General features: G+C 67.8%; 19 protein-coding genes. 14 read left to right on the top strand and 5 right to left on the bottom strand.

What is annotated here, in order from left to right:
* The first annotated feature begins 5 nt into the window (after positions 1-5).
* The 8 genes from MKP05_RS09365 to leuA all read left to right on the top strand — a co-directional run bounded on the left by MKP05_RS09365 (position 6) and on the right by leuA (position 9,313).
* Positions 6-323, top strand: a complete 318-nt coding sequence (locus MKP05_RS09365; RefSeq protein ID WP_240568046.1) for a hypothetical protein — start codon at positions 6-8, stop codon at positions 321-323.
* A gap of 86 nt (positions 324-409) precedes the next feature.
* On the top strand, positions 410-880 hold the full coding sequence (locus tag MKP05_RS09360) for a hypothetical protein (protein ID WP_240568045.1): 471 nt from the start codon (positions 410-412) through the stop codon (positions 878-880).
* 12 nt (positions 881-892) lie between these two features.
* A complete protein-coding gene (locus MKP05_RS09355; RefSeq protein WP_240568044.1) occupies positions 893-2,920 on the top strand; it encodes a hypothetical protein in 2,028 nt (675 codons plus the stop codon).
* Positions 2,913-3,824, top strand: a complete 912-nt coding sequence (locus MKP05_RS09350) for a hypothetical protein (RefSeq protein WP_240568043.1) — start codon at positions 2,913-2,915, stop codon at positions 3,822-3,824. Before MKP05_RS09355 ends, MKP05_RS09350 begins: the two co-directional genes overlap by 8 nt.
* Before the next feature lie 581 nt (positions 3,825-4,405).
* Entirely contained in the window at positions 4,406-4,771 is a 366-nt protein-coding gene (locus tag MKP05_RS09345) for a hypothetical protein (RefSeq protein WP_240568042.1), read from the top strand.
* A gap of 61 nt (positions 4,772-4,832) precedes the next feature.
* Positions 4,833-5,498: an SOS response-associated peptidase gene (locus MKP05_RS09340; RefSeq protein WP_240568041.1), complete on the top strand. Its 666-nt coding sequence runs from the start codon at positions 4,833-4,835 to the stop codon at positions 5,496-5,498.
* 740 nt (positions 5,499-6,238) lie between these two features.
* Positions 6,239-7,072 carry an ion transporter gene (locus tag MKP05_RS09335; protein WP_240568040.1) on the top strand — a complete coding sequence of 278 codons (834 nt, stop codon included), beginning with the start codon at positions 6,239-6,241 and terminating at the stop codon, positions 7,070-7,072.
* A 534-nt stretch (positions 7,073-7,606) separates the two neighbouring features.
* Positions 7,607-9,313: a 2-isopropylmalate synthase gene (leuA, locus tag MKP05_RS09330; RefSeq protein WP_240568039.1), complete on the top strand. Its 1,707-nt coding sequence runs from the start codon at positions 7,607-7,609 to the stop codon at positions 9,311-9,313.
* Between the two features lie 211 nt (positions 9,314-9,524).
* Here the strand turns inward: leuA and epmB are convergent, their stop codons facing one another.
* Entirely contained in the window at positions 9,525-10,562 is a 1,038-nt protein-coding gene (gene epmB / locus MKP05_RS09325) for an EF-P beta-lysylation protein EpmB (RefSeq protein WP_240568038.1), read from the bottom strand.
* Between the two features lie 108 nt (positions 10,563-10,670).
* Here epmB and efp point away from each other — a divergent pair, with 108 nt between their 5' ends.
* Both efp and epmA read left to right on the top strand, forming a co-directional pair.
* A complete protein-coding gene (gene efp, locus MKP05_RS09320; protein WP_110282132.1) occupies positions 10,671-11,237 on the top strand; it encodes an elongation factor P in 567 nt (188 codons plus the stop codon).
* A 215-nt stretch (positions 11,238-11,452) separates the two neighbouring features.
* Complete coding sequence (epmA, locus tag MKP05_RS09315; protein WP_240568037.1) at positions 11,453-12,427, top strand: EF-P lysine aminoacylase EpmA; 975 nt, start codon at positions 11,453-11,455, stop codon at positions 12,425-12,427.
* On the opposite strand, the gene asd is transcribed toward epmA, so the two are convergent.
* The 3 genes from asd to rsgA form a co-directional block, all read right to left on the bottom strand.
* A complete protein-coding gene (gene asd, locus MKP05_RS09310) occupies positions 12,424-13,269 on the bottom strand; it encodes an archaetidylserine decarboxylase (RefSeq protein ID WP_240568036.1) in 846 nt (281 codons plus the stop codon). The genes epmA and asd overlap by 4 nt on opposite strands.
* A gap of 206 nt (positions 13,270-13,475) precedes the next feature.
* On the bottom strand, positions 13,476-14,306 hold the full coding sequence (locus tag MKP05_RS09305; RefSeq protein ID WP_240568035.1) for a sulfurtransferase: 831 nt from the start codon (positions 14,304-14,306) through the stop codon (positions 13,476-13,478).
* Positions 14,307-14,363: 57 nt separating this feature from the next.
* Complete coding sequence (gene rsgA / locus MKP05_RS09300) at positions 14,364-15,383, bottom strand: small ribosomal subunit biogenesis GTPase RsgA (RefSeq protein ID WP_240568034.1); 1,020 nt, start codon at positions 15,381-15,383, stop codon at positions 14,364-14,366.
* A 98-nt stretch (positions 15,384-15,481) separates the two neighbouring features.
* Between rsgA and orn the strand changes: the two genes are divergently transcribed.
* Positions 15,482-16,075: an oligoribonuclease gene (gene orn, locus MKP05_RS09295; protein WP_240568033.1), complete on the top strand. Its 594-nt coding sequence runs from the start codon at positions 15,482-15,484 to the stop codon at positions 16,073-16,075.
* A gap of 216 nt (positions 16,076-16,291) precedes the next feature.
* On the opposite strand, the gene queG is transcribed toward orn, so the two are convergent.
* Positions 16,292-17,398, bottom strand: coding sequence for a tRNA epoxyqueuosine(34) reductase QueG (gene queG, locus MKP05_RS09290; protein ID WP_240568152.1), 1,107 nt, complete (start codon positions 17,396-17,398; stop codon positions 16,292-16,294).
* Between the two features lie 135 nt (positions 17,399-17,533).
* On the opposite strand from queG, the gene MKP05_RS09285 reads away from it, so the two are divergent.
* From MKP05_RS09285 to MKP05_RS09275, 3 genes are read left to right on the top strand one after another with little or no spacing between them, the layout of a single operon-like run.
* Positions 17,534-19,084 (top strand): NAD(P)H-hydrate dehydratase, encoded by a 1,551-nt coding sequence (locus MKP05_RS09285; RefSeq protein WP_240568032.1) that lies wholly within the window; start codon positions 17,534-17,536, stop codon positions 19,082-19,084.
* Complete coding sequence (gene tsaE / locus MKP05_RS09280; protein WP_240568151.1) at positions 19,065-19,574, top strand: tRNA (adenosine(37)-N6)-threonylcarbamoyltransferase complex ATPase subunit type 1 TsaE; 510 nt, start codon at positions 19,065-19,067, stop codon at positions 19,572-19,574. Before MKP05_RS09285 ends, tsaE begins: the two co-directional genes overlap by 20 nt.
* Positions 19,575-19,618: 44 nt before the next feature.
* Entirely contained in the window at positions 19,619-21,022 is a 1,404-nt protein-coding gene (locus MKP05_RS09275) for an N-acetylmuramoyl-L-alanine amidase (RefSeq protein WP_276316580.1), read from the top strand.
* The last annotated feature ends 20 nt before the right edge of the window (positions 21,023-21,042 follow it).

Genomic DNA, 21,042 nt, shown 5'->3' with positions numbered 1-21,042 from the left:
CACCCATGGCCATCCCCCTGAAACAACGCCTGAAGCTCAAGCCCGTGCCCAACACCCCCGAGGAGCAGGCTCGGCGCCTGGCCATCTGCCAGGGCTGCGAGTGGGTGCGGGCGAAGGTGACGGGCTGGTGCAAGGACTGCAAGAGGCCGTTCATCGAGGACATCTACTACGACCACGAAGTGGTGTGCCGCTGTGGCGGCGAGATCCACGTGGTCAAGGATTATGCCAAGTGTGGTGACTGCAGCTGCCCACTGGCCAGCCGCACCCATTACCACCGACTGCCGGGCTATGGCCCAGTGCACTGCCCGAAGGGCAAATGGTAATCCACTGATCCCACGCCCCGCCCCGCGCGGGGCATCGTTTTCCCAGGCTCGCTACGGCGGGCCTTTTTCATGCCCGGAGACATCCCATGGCCTGGAAGTGGTACACCGACTCTGGACTCACGACCGAGTTCAGCGGCATCAAGCAGCTCGTCCACCTGGCGGACCTGAGCGATAACCCGCAGGACTTCATCCTCTACTACGCCGAGATCGAGGAGGACGTCGGCGATAACGGCATCCTGGTTCAGCAGGCCTACTCCAACCCCGGCACCGACCCGATCAATACCAGCATCGTCGACGACGCGCCGAGCAGCGGCCATGCCGCCGACGAGGTGACCCTGGCGCTGACAGCCGCCGAGTTGGACACCAACACCGCCGGGGCCAGCCTGACGATCAGCAGCGTGGACTCCGATTATGGGGAAAGCCTGTTCTCCGGCGCGAGCAACGTCGTGGAGGTGCACGTGCGGGTCGAGAACGCGGTCACCGCGGTGAGCGACTCCACCGAGCTCAAGCTGCACATCGTCGACGTCGTCGACTCCGAAGTCTCCAGCGGCTCGTAACCAGGGGGCAGCATGACGCTCGCCAAACCCACCGGGCTCATCGTCCAGGGCCTTAACGAATTCGCGACCCTGGAGCAGAGCGTGCAGCGGGTGACCCCGGCGCACGATTTCGCCACGCTGGAGCAGTGGACCGGCGGCGCCCGCCCCGGCGGGGTGTTCGCCACTCTGGAGCAGAGCGTCCAGCGGGTCACTGCGGCGCATGACTTCGCCACGCTCCGCCAGCGCACCGGCTACCGGCTCACCCCGGCGCACGATTTCGCCACGCTTCGCCAGCGCGTGGTGTTCCTGCGCGTCACCCTGGCCCACGACTTCGCGGTGCTCGATCAGCGGGTGCAGCGCGTCACCCCGGCGCACGATTTCGCCGCCCTGCGCCAACTGGTCACCGCCGAGACCCAGGGTCAGACGCCGCGGCCGCGCTTCCTGATCCGCCTGGACGGCGTGGACATCACCGCGCGCTGCCGCTACGACATCACCATCTCGGCCAGCGAGGGCGACAACCGCACTTGCCAGGTCATCCTGCGCGCCCAGCCCGGGCCGCTGAACATCCCCGGCTTCAAGGGCAAGGCGCTGCACATCGACCGCCTGCAGGGCGGCGAGCTGGTGCCGCTGTTCCGCGGATGGGTCGACGTGCCGACCTACGACCGCGTGGCCCGCACCGTCACCCTGCGTGGCTCCGACCTGCGCGGCGAGCGCCTCGGCCGCGAGGATCGTGCCCGGCTGCGCTCGCTCACCGGCGGCCTCTACTCGCCGGTCACCCAGCGCGAGGACGCCACCGGCGAGGCCTGGGTGCGCGAGCTGCTGCGCACCGTTCCCGGCTCGCTCGACTACACCTCGGCCGGCACCCTGCGCTATCGCCCCTGGGCGCTGGCCACGCCGCGCTACACCCTGGCCGCCGGGCAGATCAACGCCGACCGGGTCAACGTAGTGTTCGACACCCGCTCGGAGAGCGTCAACACCGTGCGCGCCACCCTCGAGTACCGCTACTACCAGCGCAATACGTTCACTCAGTCGGTGACGATGGGGATGCGAAAGGCGCTAAAAGGTATCCCTCTTCCTGGTGATACGATACCTACAAGAGATGCCCTAAGGTCGGCAATATTTGGTGTTCCTAACTGGCATCCCGTGTCCTACACCATCCTCGGCATCACGGCGAACGGATGGTATAAATCTTCGCCCACTGATATAAACCCACTCCACTTCTTTGCCAGCGACGCCCTCAGAAAGACACATGCCACAGGGGTTGACGCCACCCTCGAGCGCTACATCAGCCAGCCCAAGCGCGAGCGCTATGAGCTGACCTTCAGTGCCCCGGAGAGCGTTGACCAGTTCGGCGAGATCGCCGGGAGCGATATGCGCTTCTCGCTCGAGACGCGCGTCGACCCTGCCGTCTTCGAGGAGCGCGGCTGCACCGTCGTCGCCGATCCTGACGACCGCCGCGCCGACCTCGAGGCGGCGATCGAGGCGGTGCAGCGCATGGTCGAGAAGATGATCCTGGAGGGCCACCGCCGCAACTACGCCACCTTCCTCTACAAGCCCAAGACCGGCAGGGCGGGGCATCGCGAGCTGCTGCCGGTGGAGATCGGCGACACCCTGGCCGCGCCCACCACCGAGGTCGACGTCACCGGCTGGGTGTCCGCGTTCACGCACCGCCAGGACGACAAGGGCGACATCTGGACCGAGATCCGCCTGGCCATGAGCCGTGTGGACAGCGAGGTCAGCGTCACCGAGGACTGGAGCCTGCCGGCCCCGCCGAGCAAATACGCCCTCAACCCCGACAGCGCCGCGATCCAGGACGAACCGACCTGCCCGGTTATCGAGGACGATGAGACGATCGATCTCGTGTCGCAGGATCTGCCCCGTGTTGATCTCGTCACGGGGGAGCCAGTCTCTCCATCACATATCTCTCCTGACGGCAGCGTGGTGGTGGTGATGCCCGAGATCGGCCGCAGCCAGGTGGACGAGATCATCGGCCAGCGCACCCATCAATACGACATCGCGATACCCACCGACCCCATCAGCGTCGAGGTACCCAATGACTAGGCTCGTCACCTGGATCAACCAATCCACCGACTATCTCGGCAGCGAGATATTCCGCGACACGACCCTCGATCCGCAGAACCTCCCCGCGCCCGTCGCCACCGTGGGCCCCGTGGGCCAGGGCGCCCGCGCGGAGTGGAACGACCGCGACGGCAGCGGTGACCAGTGCTACCTGGTGCGCGACTTCGACGACCAGGGCGTGGGGGAGGTGAGCGAGGCGTATTGTTTTGAAGTAGATACTATAGACAGAGGGTCTGTCACTATTGCCTTGGTGGCTGACAACACGACCCACGCCTCCGCAACTAACACCAAGCAGGCGCTGCTTGATGCTGGGTTCCTTGACGGAAATCTCAACATCGTCAACGACGATTCAGCGCCCCCGTCCGCTGACATCGTGGTGGTGTGTCGCGCCTGCGCCACGCAGACCGAGACCGACAATGTGCTGAGCGCGTTTTCCGCTGGCACGCCCGTGGTGTGGGGTTCGGCACCAACGACCGCCGGAACGGGGCGTTCCATGGGATCAACATTCGCAAATCTAACAGGCACCATAACCGTAGCCCAAGATACTGACGGATATGATGGCGGCGACGTTATAGATGCCGACCACCACATTACCAGCCCGTTCGGCCTCGGTCAGACCGTATGGTACAGTGGAGCCAACTGGGGGTTTGTCGTCGATAACGGCGCATCATTTGTTGGCACGCTTCTCGCCAACGGCGACCCCGATGTGCTGGCCCTGGCTGACAACGCTGCGCTGATCGCCATCGAGGCAGGCACCAACGACCTGCTTGGCAACCCCACTCCGGCGCGGGCAGTCGTATGGACTAACCTCTACGGCGGGCAGACAGCCTACACCGCAGACGGCGCCGAGCTACTCGCCAGATCAATTGAGTGGTGTTTAATGTGAGCACAGGACGCAGCGTCGTTGTCAGATCCATTCGACGAATCGTATTGCAGGCCCCGGCGCTACGCCAGGCAATGAAATCTCTACAGAATAGGGGCGACCAGGCCGCATCCGTCGGCATAGGCACCTCGGACGCCGATCGCGACCGCATCTGCTGCGATGGCTCGACGAGCGGCAATCCGAATCCCGGGGCCGAGACGCGAGACACCAGCGAGGGCGGAGAAGACGGGCTTGATTCGGACGACCCCGCCGACCTATCCATGGGGCCTGGGTCGCTTACAGGAGTCACAGACTGCGCCACGGGCGAGCCGATTTGTTTTGATGGTAGCGACTGGCTGCCGCCTGATGGCTGGGACGACCCTCAATCACCTCCCATAGATGACTTTTATGAGGAAGGTTTTTTTTGGAAACACAACTCGCATGCTGGCGGGTCTCCCGAGAGAGCTATTAGGGATTATTTGGAATCGTCTGAGACTGTCAATAGCATTTCCTGCGACTGCGTGGAGGTGAGCGAAGTATCAGTTGAGTGCGATTGCACGTATGTGGATGGCAATGATGTCACAAAAAATTATAATGATGCCACTGTGGCAAAAGACGAGTGCGAGGGAAGCTCCTTCGAAGACAGCGACATATGCACAACCGTGGCTGCCCCCGATTCATGGCCAGAAGATTCCTGCGCGAACGTCGTCATCAAGGGCGGCAAGATCGTCGGCTCCCAATACGACCCCGAGAACGATGGCAGCTACTCCAAGCCCCGCGACGAGATCGAGCTGTGCGACGACGCCGGAAACCGCATCCTGCTGCGCGGCTCGCCGACCGGCGGGTGGAAGTCGATCAAGAGCCTCGATGGCGACATCGACCCCGACACCGGCAATGGCTACCTCTACGGACCCAGCGGCAAGAAGATCCGCCAGATCAGCCCGAGTGAGTTCCGGGACGATACGGTGTGAGCTCGGCCGGCGGGGCTTCCGGCGCAGTGTCCTGTGACACATAGGGCGCTATGCTCATGTCATGTGCGGACGCTTCGCTCTCTTCACCGATCCCCCGCCGGTCACCATCCGGCTGGGCCTGCCCGATCCGGAAACAGGTTGGGCGCCTCGCTACAACGTCGCGCCGGGCACCTGGATCACCGGTGTTCGGCGGACCGTGTTTGATGCCGAGCCCACGATCGGAGATCTCTGGTGGGGATACCGGCCGGCGTGGGCCGGCTCCAAAGCGCCCCAGCCGATCAATGCCAAGGTGGAGACAGTCGCTACCAGCCGTTACTTCCAGGCTGCTTTCAAGCGCCACCGCTGCCTGGTCCCGGCCGATGGCTGGTACGAGTGGCTGCCCACCGTCAGCGGCAAGCAGCCGTACTACCTCTGCAGAGAGGACCGCGAGCCGCTGTTCCTGGCCGGGATCTGTGCCGAGCGTGCCGACGGCTCGTTTGGCTGCGCCATCGTCACCGAGCCAGCCCGCGGCATCGCCCGTAACATTCACGACCGGATGCCGCTGGCGCTGGATGACGAGAGCCTGGCGCCCTGGCTGGATCCCGATCTCACCGACCGCGATGCCATCAGTAGTGTCGTCCGCCACCTCGACGCCGCCCTGGTGACGCATTGGCCCGTCAGCACCCGGGTCAACCGTCCGGCCAATGATGACCCCTCGCTGATCGAGCCGGACCCCGCGAATGGCTGATTTCCTACATGGCTATGCTCCGATGTCTCACGGCATCGGGCAGGGCGGGGCGGTATGGTGGGGGTGTGACGCCGAGATCTTGCGCGCCATTGATGGGCCCGCCTTCCAACCGCGTCACGAGGGATATGGCCAGTGACGGCCGCCATGGATGGCTATTGATGAATTCCCTACCGTGACTCCACGGCGCCCACCGGGGTTTTCTACCTCAGGGGATAGGTCGCCTCACCTGCCCCACCGGTGCCGCCTGGTCCCGGGCCACCCGCCACACCCCCTCGACTACCCCATGCCGACGCTCGAGCAGATACACGGGCGTCCCTGGCTCCCAGTACCCCTCGTTCGAATCCAGTGCCCTGAGCTGCACCCGCCCGCTAAGCAGCTGGCCCTGCCAGATGACGTGATACTCGATCAGCCGATCCCGCGGCGGCATCCCCCGCCGCAGGCTGATCCACCCGCGGCGCTCGAGGCGCTTGCGCCAGGTGGTGATACGGTAGAGGGTCGCGTCGTCTATGGGCCTGCTCCTTGAAAACTAGCGGCGTCACCCCTGCTCAATGCTCCAGATTTCACGGAGAGGCGCCATCCCGAAAGGTGCTGTCGTGGTAACATCGCGCGACCCACGGGGTGCTAATTGTACGTCGAATTGTACGTAACGCCCCGCTCTGGCCGCTTGCAGCCGGTGAACCTCTTTCGATGCTTTCGGTCAATCACCAGCCTTATCAGTAAGTTGTGAGATGACAAGCAACATGAGCACGACCTTCGAGACCTGGCGCGGCCGCTTCGAGCGGCTGCGCGCCCACAAGGCCTTCGAGCTGACGGTGATCACCATCATCGTCGTCTCGGCGCTGCTGATCGGCGCCAAGACCTACGAGGAGGAGGTCAGCCCCTTCCAGGAGTGGCTGCTGCTGCTCGACACGGCGGTGACGGTGTTCTTCCTGGTGGAGATCCTGATCCGCATGGCGGCGGAGAAGCGCCTGCGCGACTTCTTCAAGCGGGGCTGGAACGTCTTCGACTTCCTGATCGTCACCGCCAGCCTGGTTCCCCTGGACGACTCGGAGATGGTGTTGCTGGCACGCCTGCTGCGGATCTTCCGGGTGCTGCGCCTGGTATCGATGATCCCCGAGCTGCGCATGCTGATCGCGGCGCTGTTCAAGTCGATCCCGCGCATGGGCTACGTGGCGCTGCTGATGTTCATCATCTTCTACATCTACGGCGCCATCGGCAGTTTCCTGTTCGCCAGCGTCGACGAGCAGCTGTGGGGCAACATCTCGCTGGCCATGCTGACGCTGTTCCAGGTCGCCACCTTCGAGAGCTGGGCCACCGCGGTGCTCTACCCCATCATGGAGCACTACCCCTACGCCTGGATCTACTTCCTGACCTTCATCTTCCTCAACGCCTTCATCTTCCTCAACATGATGATCGGTATCGTGCTCGACGTGATGCAGAAGGAGAGCCTACAGATCGAGCTCGAGAGCGGCACGGGGGAGGCCGCCGAGCTGCACGGCCTGCGCAGCGACGTGCGTCAGATGCGCGACCAGCTCTCGCGGATGGAGGCGCTGCTCGAGCGGCGGGGCGAATAGGGGACCATTCCCGCGCCGCCTGTGCCTGACAAGGAGTCATCCGGCCTCGATGCCCGCGACAGCGACATCGCGGCCTTCGCCGAGCTGGCCCTGGACAACGCCGGCCGTCGCTTCGGGGCCGCGAGCCGGAGGCCCTGTTCCACTGGTGGCGCCATGCCGAAGCCGAGGCGCCATGAGGACAGAAATGGCGGCCCGGCTTGACAAGGGCGTCGCATGCTGATTCTCTAGGGGGCATGAACACTGAATTTCGTCACCCCAGCCTGGACCTACGACTACTAACCGGCCTTTGATCGTGCCGGGTGATGCGCTGCGCATCGCATTTTTGAGTCCAGGTCAGTCGAGGTGTCGAAATGTCTTCCGTCCGAATTCTTGTCCGCAGTAGTCGCGGTTCTCGCATGGTCGTCGTTGGCCGCGCGAATCGTTTTGCTGCGTGCCCCGGCGCCCCGGTATGCTCGATGCATCCGGGGCGTTGCCGTTTCTGAATGCCGCCCGACTTCCGAACACCAGCGTCGCCAGCCCAGGGAGAATGCCACCATGATGCTCGACAACCCCGCCACCAAGTATCGCCCCTTCGTCGCCGTCGATCTGCCGGACCGCCAGTGGCCGAACCGCCGCATCGAGACTCCCCCGCTGTGGTGTAGCGTCGACCTGCGCGATGGCAACCAGTCGCTGATCGACCCCATGGACCATGAGCGCAAGCAGCGCTTCTTCGACCTGCTGGTGAAGGTCGGCTTCAAGCAGATCGAGGTGGGCTTCCCCTCGGCCTCCCAGACCGATTTCGACTTCGTGCGTGCGCTGATCGAGCAGGACAAGGTGCCCGATGACGTCACCATCCAGGTGCTGACCCAGGCCCGCCCCCACCTGATCGACCGCACCTTCGAGGCGCTGCAGGGGGCGAAGAACGCCATCGTCCACGTCTACAACGCCACCGACCCGGTGTTCCGCCGCGTGGTGTTCAACGTCAGCAAGCCCGAGTGCATCCAGATCGCCGTGGACGCCACCGCGCAGATTCGAAGCCGCATGGAGGCGGCCCCGGAGACGAACTGGACCTTCCAGTACTCGCCGGAGCTGTTCACCACCACCGAGATGGACTTCGCCAGGGAGATCGTCGAGGCCGTCATGGAGGCCTACGGCGCCACACCCGACAAGCGCATGATCGTCAACCTGCCGGCCACCGTGGAAGTGGCCACCCCCAACAACTACGCCGACCAGGTCGAATGGTTCTGCCGCAACGTCAAGGGCCGCGACGGCCTGATCGTCAGCGTGCATCCGCACAACGACCGCGGTTCCGGCGTGGCCGCCGCCGAGCTCACCGTGATGGCCGGCGCCGACCGCGTCGAGGGTACCCTGTTCGGCAACGGCGAGCGCACCGGCAACGTCGACATCGTCACCCTCGCCATGAACCTCTACACCCAGGGCGTGCACCCGGGGCTCGACTTCTCCAACATCACGCCGATCATGCGCGAGGTGGAGTACTGCAACCAGTTGCCGGTGCACCCGCGCCACCCCTATGTGGGCGACCTGGTCTTCACCGCCTTCTCCGGCTCCCACCAGGATGCCATCAAGAAGGGCATGACCGAGCGGCGCGCCAACCCCGATGCGGTCTGGGAGGTGCCCTACCTGCCCATCGATCCGCTCGACGTGGGGCGCAGCTACGAGGCGGTGATCCGGGTCAACAGCCAGTCGGGCAAGGGCGGGGTCTCCTACCTGCTCGAGCAGGAGCACGGCATCGAGCTGCCGCGTCGGCTCTCCATCGAGTTCAGCCAGGTGGTGCAGGAGGTCGCCGACCGCACGGGCAAGGAGATCACCTCGCAGATGATCTACCAGGCCTTCGCCGACGAATACCTGGAGCGGCGCGCGCCCTTCGCGCTGATCAACCACCGGCTCTCCTCCGAGCCCGACAGCCCCCGGGTGAGCCTGGAGGCGAGCATCGAGGCGAACGGCGAGCGCCAGGCGATCCACGGCGAGGGCAACGGCCCGCTGGCGGCCTTCATCAAGGCCCTGGCGGCGGCCGGCCATGACGTCGAGATCATCGACTACCACGAGCACTCCCGCGGCCAGGGCGCGGACGCCGAGGCGATCGCCTATGTGGAGGTGCGCATCGACGGCAAGGCGGTGTTCGGCGTGGGCACCGACGAGAGCATCACCAGCGCCTCCATGAAGGCGGTGATGAGCGCCATCAACCGCCACGTTTCCACCGCGGAACCGGCGGCCAATGTGACCGCGGCCACCTTGGCGTAACCCTGCAGGAGGCCGGCTCCGCCGGGCGCCCGGCGGAGTGCATGGAACTTGCGGCTTAGCCGGCGACAGGCCTCCGCGGAGGCGCTGTAAACCCATCCCTGGGCGCTACATTCATCTTCCCTGAAGACTGACCTCCGCTACGACCTGTCCCCGGCGCCGCTCGCCTTGCCAACGATTTGAAAGGCACGCATCGCTGCTGGGCGCTGGGCGCTTACAGCGGCGTCTTGCTCGCCTCGCCGGGGATCTCCCGCACCAGCCGCGGCATCAGGAAACCCGGCAGTACCTCACGCAGGCCCGCGACCAGCTCGCGGGCCTCGTCATCCGGCACGTCGAAATGGGCGGCACCGGCCACCGGGTCGAGCACATGCAGGTAGTAGGGCAGCACCCCCGCCTCGAACAGCCGCTCGGAGAGCGCGGCCAGGGTGCCGACGTCGTCGTTGACGCCGCGCAGCAGCACGCTCTGGTTGAGCAGTGTCACGCCGATCTGCTTCAGTCGTTCACAGGCGGCGACCACGGCGTCGTCGATCTCGCCGGGGTGATTGATATGCAGCACCATCACCCTCTGCAATCGGGTGGCCGCGAGCCAGTCGAGCAGGGCGCCGTCGATGCGGTCGGGGATCACCACCGGCAGCCGGGTGTGAATGCGCAACCGCTTCAGGTGGGGGATGGCCTCGAGCCGCTCCACCAGCCAGGCGAGCCGGCGGTCGCTGGCGGCCAGGGGGTCGCCGCCGGAAAGGATCGCTTCCCGTATCGAGGCGTCCTCGCGCAGATAGCCCAGTGACTGCTGCCACTGGGCCCGGGAGGGCGAGTTGTCCTCATAGGGGAAGTGGCGGCGGAAGCAGTAGCGGCAGTTCACCGCACAGGCGGGGCTGGCGATCAGCAGCACGCGTCCCCGGTACTTGTGGATCAGCCCCGGCGCCGGGGCGTGGTCGGCCTCGGCCAGGGGGTCGGCCACATAGCCCGGTGTCGGCCGGGACTCGTCCATCAGCGGCAACACCTGGCGCAGCAGCGGGTCGTGGGGATCGCCGGGGCGGATGCGGGCGAGATAGGCCTCCGGCACCCGCACCTCGAAGAGGCCGTGCCCGGCCTCGGCGCCCGGCAGCCAGGCGTCATCCAGGCCGAGGCGCCGGCACAGTTCGTGCGGGTCGCGGATCGCCCGGGACAGCTGGGTCTGCCAGGGGGCGGCGATGGCCAGCGGCCGGGCCTCCCGGCCGGGACGCTGCAAAAGGGCGGGGCTTCGGGTTATCATGCGGCACACCAGTCAATGCGGGCGAGGGGCGAGCCCTCGTCGAACTTCGTTTGCTTGGGTGCGCCACCGGCACTGGCCGGCGGCGCGCCCGAATATGGGTGAGAGATCATGGCGAACTATTCTACCAACGAATTCAAGGGCGGTCTGAAGGTGATGCTGGACGGCGATCCCTGCACCATCGTCGAGAACGAATTCGTCAAGCCCGGCAAGGGGCAGGCGTTCAACCGCGTCAAGCTGCGCAACCTGATCACCGGCCGCGTCTGGGAGCGGACCTTCAAGTCCGGCGAATCCCTCGAAGGCGCCGATGTCCTCGAGCTGGAGATGGAGTACCTCTATACCGACGGCGACATGTGGCACTTCATGAAGACCGACGGCTCCTTCGAGCAGTACGCCGTGGAGAAGAAGGCCCTGGGCGACACCGAGAAGTGGCTCAAGGAGCAGGTGCCCTACACCGTGACCCTGTGGAACGATAACGCCATCGCCGTCAGCCCGCCCAATTTCATCGAGCTGGAGGTGGTCGAGACCGACCCGGGCCTCAAGGGCGACACCGCCCAGGGCGGCTCCAAGCCGGCGACCCTCTCCTCCGGTGCCGTGGTCCGCGTGCCGCTGTTCATCAACCAGGGCGAGGTGCTGAAGGTCGATACGCGCTCCGGCGAGTACGTCTCTCGCGCCTGATTGCATTGAGCTACGAGCTACGAGCTACGAGCTACGAGCTACGAGCTACGAGCGGCGCCGGGGACAGGGCGAAGCGGAGGTCATTTGTCAGGGATGACAAAGGTAGCGCCCAGGCAAGGGTTCTCAGCGCCTCCGCGACGGCCTGTCGCCGGGCAAGGCGCGGCTCCTGAAGGCCACGCTTCGGCGTGGCCTTCGCGTTGGTAGAGGATGGTGCTATGGCAAGCGACTGGCAACCCACGGCGACAATCGAGACCCTGCGCGAGCGGGCGCGGTTGCTCGCCGGGGTGCGGGCCTTCTTCGCCAGCCGCGGGGTGCTCGAGGTGGAGACCCCGGTGCTGGGCCACGGCGGCAGCACCGACGTGCATCTGACCTCGCTGTGCACCGAGGCCACCACGCCGGCCGGCCGTGAGCGACTCTGGCTGCAGACCTCGCCGGAATTCCACATGAAGCGGCTGCTGGCCGCCGGCAGCGGCCCCATCTTCCAGCTGGCGCGCAGTTTCCGCGACGGCGAGGTGGGGCGGCGCCACAATCTCGAATTCACCATGCTGGAGTGGTACCGGCCGGGGTTCGCCCTCGACGAGCTGATCGAGGAGACCGCCGAGCTGATCCGTGCCGTGCTGGGGCGAGAGCCGGGCCCGTTGCGGCGGCGTCGCTACCGCGAGCTGTTCCGCGAGGCGCTGGGGCGCGACCCGTTCACGACCCCGCTCGCCGAACTGCAGCGGCTGGCCGGCGACGCGGGTGGGCTCGAGATGGGCGATGCCCCCCGCGACAGCTGCCTGGACCTGCTGATGAGCCTTGCCATCGAGCCGACCCTCGGCCGGGGCGGGCTGGACGTGGTGGTGGACTACCCGGCGAGCCAGGCGGCCCTGGCCCGGCGCCATCGCGACCCGGAGGATGGCGAGTGGGTGGCGTCGCGTTTCGAGGTCTACCTGGGCGGGCTGGAACTCGCCAACGGTTACGACGAGCTCACCGATGCCCGGGAGCAGCGCGCCCGCTTCGCCGAGGACAACGCCGCCCGCCATCGGCTGGGCCTGCCCGAGGTGGATGTCGACGAGCGGCTGCTGACGGCGCTTGCGCACGGCATGCCGGCCGGCAGCGGGGTGGCCCTGGGCATCGACCGGCTGGTCCAGCTGGCGCTGGGCAAGGCCGGCGTGGCGGAGGTGATGGCCTTCGCCACGCCGCGTTGCTAGCCCTCGCAGGGGGGCAGACTACCGAGCGACTGCCCCATCCGCACCTTGGCGCCGGGGTCGAGATCGGCGAAGGTGGCCGATTCGGCGAAGCCCATCACCACGGTGGAGCCGAGCTTGAAGCGGCCCATCTCCTCGCCCCTCGCGAGCCGCACCGGGGTGTCGAAGCGGATGCGCCGCACCTCGCCGGAGAGCGGCGTGATCTGTCCGGCCCACACCGTCTCGATGGCGGCGACGATCATCGCGCCGACCAATACCACCGCCATGGGCCCATACTCGGTGTCGAAGTGGCACACCAGGCGCTCGTTGCGGGCGAAGAGGTTGGGCACGTGCTCGGTGGTGGCGGCGTTCACCGAGAACAGCCGGCCCGGTACATAGACCATCTCGGTCAGGGAGCCGGCCAGTGGCATGTGCACCCGGTGGTAGTCCCGCGGCGAGAGATAGACGGTGGCGAAGCTGCCGCCCAGGTAGCGCCTGGCCGCTTCGCCGTCGCCGCCGAAGAGCTCCATGGCCGAGAAGCGGTGCCCCTTGGCCTGGAACAGCTGGCCGGCCTCGATGGCGCCGAACTGCGAGAGGGTGCCGTCGGCGGGGCTGACCACGCCCTCGCCGAGGGGGCGGGCCTCCGGCTTGAGCTCGCGGGTGAAGAAGTCGTTGAAGGTGGCATAGGCGGTCGGGTCGGGCTCGGCGGCCTCGGTCATGTCGACCTTGAACTGCTTGATGAAGGCGCGGACCAGGACGTTCTTCAGCCACGGCAGGCGGCATTCGGCGAACCGGCCCACCAGCCGCGAGAGCAGGTGGTGGGGCAGGGGGTACTGGATCAGGGCGAAGAGCTTGGCAAGTGACAAGACAGGGATTCTCTTGAACTGAATTCGGACCGGGGTGAGCTTGCAGGTTCACCCCATGGTTGGTTGATGGACAGACAGCGGCGCAGGGACGAGGCCGCTTCCGTAGGCACCGATGGCCGGCTTGATCCCGGCGCCGAGGGCTACACCGGCGCTGGTGAATACGCCTCCCCATCGGCAGGCCGCATGGTGCCTCCTCTTCTTCGGGCCTATTTCTCGATCGGCGTATCGTCGCGGTTGCCCCACTCCTTCCAGGAGCCGGCATAGCCACGGATCTTCTCGAAGCCCAGTGCCTTGCCCACCAGCCAGGTGAAGCCGCTGCGGTGGTGGCTCTGGCAGTGGGTGACCACCTCCATGTCCGGGGTCAGGCCCAGGGCCTCGAGCTCGGTGATCAGCTCGGCATAGTCGCGGATGCGCAGGGCGCGCTCACGGTCCATGGCCTCGGTCCACTCCATGTTGACCGCGCCGGGGATATGGCCGAGGTGCCTGTTGTCGCCCTTCTCGCCGTCGTACTCGGCCCGTGAGCGGGCGTCCCAGACGGCGAAGCCCTTCTCGCCCAGGCGCTCCATGATCTCGAGGCGATCGATGGCCACCTCGGGATGCAGGATCTCGGCCTCGTAGTCGCTGGGCGCGGGGGCGTGGGGCTCGGTGGAGACCGGCAGCCCGGCCTCCCGCCAGGCGTGGATGCCGCCGTTGAGGTAGGAGTAGCGGGTGTGGCCGATCAGCTCCAGGGTCCAGAGCAGGCGTCCGGCCCAGCCGCCGCCCTCGTCGTCGTAGGCGACCACATGGGTGTCGCGGGTCAGGCCGAGCGAGGAGAACAGCCGCGAGAGCGCCTCGGTGGAGGGCACCTTGCAGGGCACCTCCCCCTCGCCGCTCAGCAGCAGGCGATGATCCAGGAAGACGGCGCCGGGCACATGGCCCTGGCCATAGCTCTCGGCCTTGAGCGGCACGTCGATGATCAGCAGCGACGGCTCGTCCAGGTGTTCGGCGAGCCGCTCGGGCTCGACGATCAGCGGCAACAGGTTGTCTTCTGAACTCATGGCACTCTCTCCTAACCTCAGGCCCGAATCGGGGGCGTCGACGTTGACGTTCTTGTCTCAGCTCTCGTCGAGAGTGTCGACGATGCGTCGATAGCTGGCAAAGCGTTCGGGGTGGATCTCGCCGCGCTCCACGGCCGCCAGCAGGGCACAACCCGGCTCATGGCGGTGGCGGCAATCGCGGAAACGGCAGCGACCCAGATGGTCGTGGAACTCGATGAAGCCCTCGGCGACCTGCTGTTCGTCCAGGTGGACCAGGCCGAACTCGCGGATCCCCGGCGAGTCGATCAGTTCGCCACCAGCGGAGGCGGGCAGCCGGTAGAGGCGCGCCGTGGTGGTGGTGTGGGTGCCCTTGCGCGAGTCCTTCGACAGTGCGCCGATGCGAAGTTCCTCGTCCGGCAGCAGACGATCGATCAGCGAGGACTTGCCCACCCCGCTCTGGCCGACGAACACCGAGGTGCGACCGGCCAGCCGGGCGAGCAGGGCCGCCAGGCCACCCTCGCGCGCCGTGGTGGTGGTCACCACCGGGTAGCCCAGCGCCTCGTAACGGCCGAGCAGCTCGCGCAGCTCGCCACCGTCCTCCGGCAGCAGGTCGATCTTGTTGAGCACCAGCACCGGGGCGATGCCGGTGGCCTCGGCGGCCACCAGATAGCGGTCGATCAGGTTGGCGTGGGGCGCCGGTTCCACGGCGAAGACGATCAGGATCTGGTCGATGTTGGCCGCCACCGGCTTGAGCTGGCCGCGGGCGTCGGGGCGTTCGAGCACGTTGTCGCGTTCGGCCCTCGCCACCACCACGCCGCTGCCGTCCCGGGCGGCGCGCCAGATCACCCGGTCGCCGGTGACCAGCCCCTCGAGGTTGGCGCGCAGATGGCAGCGCACGGCATCGCCACCACCTTCGGGAGCGACGTCCAGGGTGCGGCCGAAGTGGGCGATCACCCGGCCCCGCTGCTCGGGGCCATATTCACCGGCGGCCAGCCTGTCGGCGTCCCGGGCGTCGAGCTGCTCGGCGCGCCGGGCGCGCTCGGCCTGGATCTTCTCGATGCGCCAGCGCTGCTGGCGGCTCAACTTGCGTTTGCTCATGGGGGCCCGAAGCTCGGTACAATGGCGGTATTGTACTCACCCAGGGTGCCCGCTGTCGTCAACCATGCCGCAGCGCCGCCCAGCAAGGAACCCCCCGCATGTCCGAGACGAGCGAAAAGCGTGACCCGCGCAAGCAGCGCCTGGTGTGGATCGACCTGGAGATGACCGGCCTCGACCCGAACCGCGAGCGCATCATCGAGATCGCCACCCTGGTCACCGACAACGACCTCAACCTGGTGGCCGAGGGGCCGGTGATCGCCGTGCACCAGCCCGCTGGCCTGCTCGATGCCATGGACGACTGGAACCAGAAGACCCATGGCGAGTCGGGCCTGGCCGAGCGGGTCAAGGAGAGCACGACCGACACCGCCGAGGCGGAGCGCCGCACCCTCGAGTTCCTGCGCGAGCACGTCGAGCCAGGCACCTCGCCGATGTGCGGCAACAGCGTGCACCAGGATCGTCGCTTCCTGGAGCGCGAGATGCCGGAGCTGCTGGCGTTCTTCCACTACCGCAACCTCGACGTCTCGACGCTGAAGGAACTGGCCAAGCGCTGGAACCCGGGTGCCCTGGCGGGCTTCAGCAAGCGCAACGCGCACCTGGCGCTGGACGACATCCGCGAGTCGATCGCCGAGCTGGCCCACTACCGCACTACTTTCCTGCGGCTGGCGGGCAGCGAGCGCGACGAGGAGGAGTAGCCCCTTCAGGCCAGCGCCAAGCGGTTGGTTGCCAGCGCTGGCGGTCCCCTTGGGGTCAGACCCCGGCGGCGTCGAATCCGCTCGCAAGGCGCACCATGACGGGCTTCGTGACTTGGCTGGGGTCTGACCCCAAAGGGGCCATGCCGCCGACATGGGAAGACCGGTACCGCAGCAGCAGGTCGACAGGCTCTTGAGCCGGGACATCATCCTGCGGCGCTAGGCGCTGGCGATCAGCCGCCGGCGCTTCTGCCGCTGGCGGGCGAGCGCCCAGCGCACGTGCTCGCGCACCAGGTCGGAGGGGTAGGGCAGGCGGGCCATCAGCGCGGCTTCCACCGCCTCGCTCCAGGGCGCGTTGCCGAGCCCCACCGCCAGGTTGCGCAGCCAGCGTTCGTAGCCGATGCGGCGGATGGGGCTGCCGGCGGTCTTGTCGAGGAACTCCTCCTCGCCCCAGGCGAACAGTGACACCAGGCTGGCTCGGTCGAGGTCATGGCGGGGGGCGAAGTCGGCCTCGCGGGTCACGCGGGTGAAGCGGGTGAAGGGGCAGACCAGCTGGCAGTCGTCGCAGCCGAACACCCGGTTGCCCATGGCCTCGCGGTAGCGCTCGGGAATGGCGCCGAACAGCTCGATGGTGAGATACGAGATGCAGGCCCGGGAGTCGACCACGCGATCCTCGACGATGGCCCCGGTGGGGCAGGCGGTGCGACAGGCGCTGCAGCTGCCGCAGTGGTCGCCCTCGAAGGGCTCGTCCACCGGCAGCGGCAGGTCGGTGTAGAGCTCGCCGAGGAAGAACAGCGAACCGGCCCTGGGGTTGAGCAGCATGGCGTTCTTGCCGAACCAGCCGAGCCCCGCCTTGCGCGCCAGCGCCCGTTCCATCACCGGGGCGGAGTCGACGAAGGCGCGGTAGCCGAAGGGGCCCACCTCGGCCTCGATCCGCTGCGCCAGGCTGGCCAGGCGCTTGCGCATCAGCTTGTGATAGTCGCGCCCCGTGGCGTAGCGGGAGACATAGGCGATCTCCGGCCGGCCGAGCACCTTGGCGGTCTCCACCTCGGCGGGCAGGTAGTCCAGGCGCACGCTGATCACGCGGAGGGTGCCGGGCACCAGCTCGGCGGGGCGGGTGCGCTTGCTGCCGTGCTTTTCCATGAAGCCCATCTCGCCGTGGTGGCCGGCGGCCAGCCAGCGCTTCAGGCGCTGTTCGTCCTCGGCCAGGTCGGTGTCGGTGATGCCCACCTGCTGGAAGCCGAGCTCACGCCCCCAGGTCCTGATCCGGTCGGCCAGGGCCTGGAGGTCGGGCGGGGTGTCGGGAATCGGCGCCAGGGCACTCATGATCGAGAAACCGTGATTGGTGAAAAGAATGAGCAAGAACGGGCCCCGGCGCTCATTCTGCTGCCGGGGGACTTGGCGCGAGGCGTGAAGCACTTACACTCCATGGTAAAGCATCACGTTCAGGGGAGACACCGGATGTCCATCGAGTCGTTCGATCATCGAGAGTGTCGCGGTCGCCCGCTCTACCGCGCCGACCAGGTGCGTGAGCTCGACCGGCGCACCATCGCCGCGGGGGTCGACGGCTTCGCCCTGATGCAGCGGGCGGGCATGGCCGCCTGGCAGAGCCTCAAGGCGCGCTGGCCCGGGGCCGGCGCAATCACCGTGCTGTGCGGCGGCGGCAACAACGGTGGCGACGGCCATGTGCTGGCGGCCCTGGCCGCCGCCGAGGGCCTGGTGGTGCAGCGCATCCTGCTCAAGACGGTGGATGACCTGACCGGCGATGCCCGGCGCGCCGCCGAGATGGCGAGCGCCGCCGGCGTGGGCGTCGAGCCCTGGCGGCCGGGCCTGACCCTGCGCGGCGAACTGGTGGTCGATGCCCTGCTCGGCACCGGCCTGGGCGGGGAGGTGCGCGGTGACATCCGTGACGCCATCGCCGCCGTCAACGAGAGCGGGTTGCCGGTGCTCGCCATCGATATTCCCTCGGGGCTGCATGCCGATACCGGTGCGGTGCTCGGTGCCGCGGTGCGGGCGACCCGGACGGTGACCTTCATCGGCGACAAGCTCGGCCTGCATACCGGGGCGGCGCCGGCCCATGTCGGCGAGCTGGACTTCCGAGCCCTGGGGGTCGATGCCGAGGCCCAGGCGGACCTCCTGCCCGCGGCCCGCCGGCTCGACGCCGGGCTGATTGGCGCCTGGCTCGTGCCGCGGGAGCGCAACGCCCACAAGGGCGAATTCGGCCACGCCCTGATCCTCGGCGGGGCGCCCGGCTTCGGCGGCGCGGCGCTGCTCGCCGCCGAGGCCTGCGTCCGGCTGGGGGCCGGCAAGGTCAGCCTGGCCACGGCCCCGGCGCATGTCACGGCGAGCCTGGTCCGTCGGCCCGAGGTGATGGTGCACGGCGTGCGCGGCGCGGCCGACCTCGGGGACTTGCCCGGGCTGGCCGACGTGCTGGTGGTCGGCCCCGGGCTGGGGCAGGGCAGCTGGGGACAGGGCATGCTGCAGGCCGCCCTGCAGGCCGCCCTGCAGGCCGGCAAGCCGCTGGTGGTGGATGCCGACGGCCTCAACCTGCTGGCGACGCGCTGGTCGGGCGAGCGCCGCGATGACTGGATCCTGACCCCGCACCCCGGCGAGGCGGCGCGCCTGCTGGGCATCAGCGCAGCAGCGGTCGAGGCCGACCGGCCGGCGGCGGCTTTCGAGCTACAGCGCCGCCGCGGCGGGGTGGTGGTGCTCAAGGGCGCCGGCACCCTGGTGGCCGGGCCGGCGGGGCTCGCCGTCTGTCCCTTCGGCAACCCGGGGATGGCCAGTGGCGGCATGGGCGATGCGCTCTCGGGAATTCTCGGCGGCCTGCTCGCCCAGGGCCTGCCCCTGGAGACGGTCGCCCGGTTGGGGGTGCTGGTGCACGCCCTGGCCGCCGACATGGCGGCCGGCGACATCGGCGAGCGTGGTCTGCTGGCCGGTGATCTGGCATCCTATGCGCAATTGTTGATCAACCCCGGGACTGGCGATGACCATGCAGCTGCGACTCGATGACGAAGACCGCCAGGTCGCCTTCGGCGAGTGCCTGGGGCGGGCACTGCGGGGGCACGGCCGGGTACATCTGGAGGGCGAGCTGGGCGCCGGCAAGACCACCCTGGCCCGCGGCATCCTGCGGGCCCATGGACACCGGGGCGCAGTGAAGAGCCCCACCTATACCCTGGTGGAGCCCTATGAGCTCAGCGGGGCGCGCATCCACCACTTCGACCTCTACCGCCTCGGCGACCCCGAGGAGTTGGAGTTCATCGGTGGTCGCGACCTGCTGGCCGAGGAGGCGCTCTGCCTCATCGAATGGCCCGAGCGTGGCGAGGGCTGGCTGCCGACGCCCGACCTGGTGGTGACCCTGGCGCTGGCCGGCACGGGCCGCGAGGCGCGGCTCGAGGCCTTCAGCGACCATGGCCGCCGGGTTCTGGAACGGCTGGCCGCCGCCCCGGAGTGGCAGGGTGACAGGAGCTTCGTCGACATGGAGGGTGGGGCGGCGCCATGAGGAAGGTTTCGTTCGGTCGCCGTCTGCTGTCGGTGGCGCTATTGATGCTGTCCTGGCTGGCGGCCGGTGTCGCCGGTGCCGGCCAGGTCGAGAACATTCGCCTGTGGGCCGCCCCGGACCATGCCAGGTTGGTCTTCGATCTCTCCGCCGCCTCCCGGGCCAATGTCTTCTCCCTGGACAATCCCCGACGCCTGGTGATCGACCTGGATGACAGCCGCCTCGAGGCCGACGTCGACCGGCTCGAGCTCTCCGGCAGCGCCATCAGCCGGGTGCGTACCGGCGTTCGCGACGGCCAGGGCCTGCGGGTGGTGCTCGAGCTCGAGCGCGAGGTGGAGCCGCGCCACTTCACCCTGGAGCCCAACGACCAGTATGGGCACCGCCTGGTGGTAGACCTGGAGTATCCGGGCGAAAGCGCCGTGGAGGACCCCATCGACCCCATCGAAGCGATGATCCGTGAGCAGGAGATCGTCGCCAACCGCGCCCGGGTCGGCGCCGGTGGCACCGAGGTGGCGTCGGAACCGGCGGTGACCCTGCAGCAGGCCCAGCCCCATCCCCGGCGCGACATCATCATCGCCATCGACCCCGGACACGGCGGCGAGGACCCGGGGGCCATCGGCCCCAGCGGCGTTCGCGAGAAGGACGTGGTGATGGAGATCGCCCGTCGGCTGCAGACGCTGGTCAACGAGGCCGAGGGCTTCCGCGCGGTGATGATCCGCGACGGCGACTACTATGTCGGCCTGCGCCAGCGCACCCGCATCGCCCGCGAGCAGAAGGCCGACTTCTTCGTCTCGATCCACGCCGACGCCTTCAACAGCCCGCGGCCCAACGGCAGCTCCGTCTACGCCCTGTCACAGCGCGGCGCCACCTCGGAGACCGCCCAGTGGCTGGCGGCCAGCGAGAACCGCGCCGACCTGATCGGCGGGGTGGACGGCAACCTCTCCCTGGAGGACAAGGACGAGGTGCTGCGCGGCGTGCTGCTCGACCTGACCATGACCGCGACCCTCAACGACTCCCTGACCATCGGCGGGCAGGTGCTCGACCAGCTGGGGCGGATCAACCGGCTGCACAAGTCGCGGGTGGAGCAGGCCGGCTTCATGGTGCTGAAGTCGCCGGACATTCCCTCGCTGCTGATCGAGACCGGCTTCATCTCCAACCCGGACGAGGAGCGCCGCCTGCGCGACGCCTCCCACCAGCAGGGCCTGGCCCGGGCGATCTTCGGTGGCCTGCGTGACCACTTCCAGCGCAATCCGCCCCCGGCCAGCCTGCTGGCCTGGCAGCGCGACCAGAATCGCAGCACCGACGGCAACGAGTACCGGATCCGGCCCGGTGATACCCTCTCCGAGATCGCCGCCCGGCACGGCGTACCGGTGGCCCAGCTGAAGCAGGCCAACGAACTCAACGGTGACGTGATCCGGGTCGGACAGCTGATCCGGATCCCCCGTTCTTGAGCTCCGGGCCTCGAGCTTCG

This window comes from Halomonas flagellata (genome assembly GCF_022487945.1).
GTDB lineage: Bacteria > Pseudomonadota > Gammaproteobacteria > Pseudomonadales > Halomonadaceae > Halomonas > Halomonas flagellata.
Note: the sequence above shows the minus strand (reverse complement) of the source record. Positions and strands in the feature narration are given on the sequence as shown.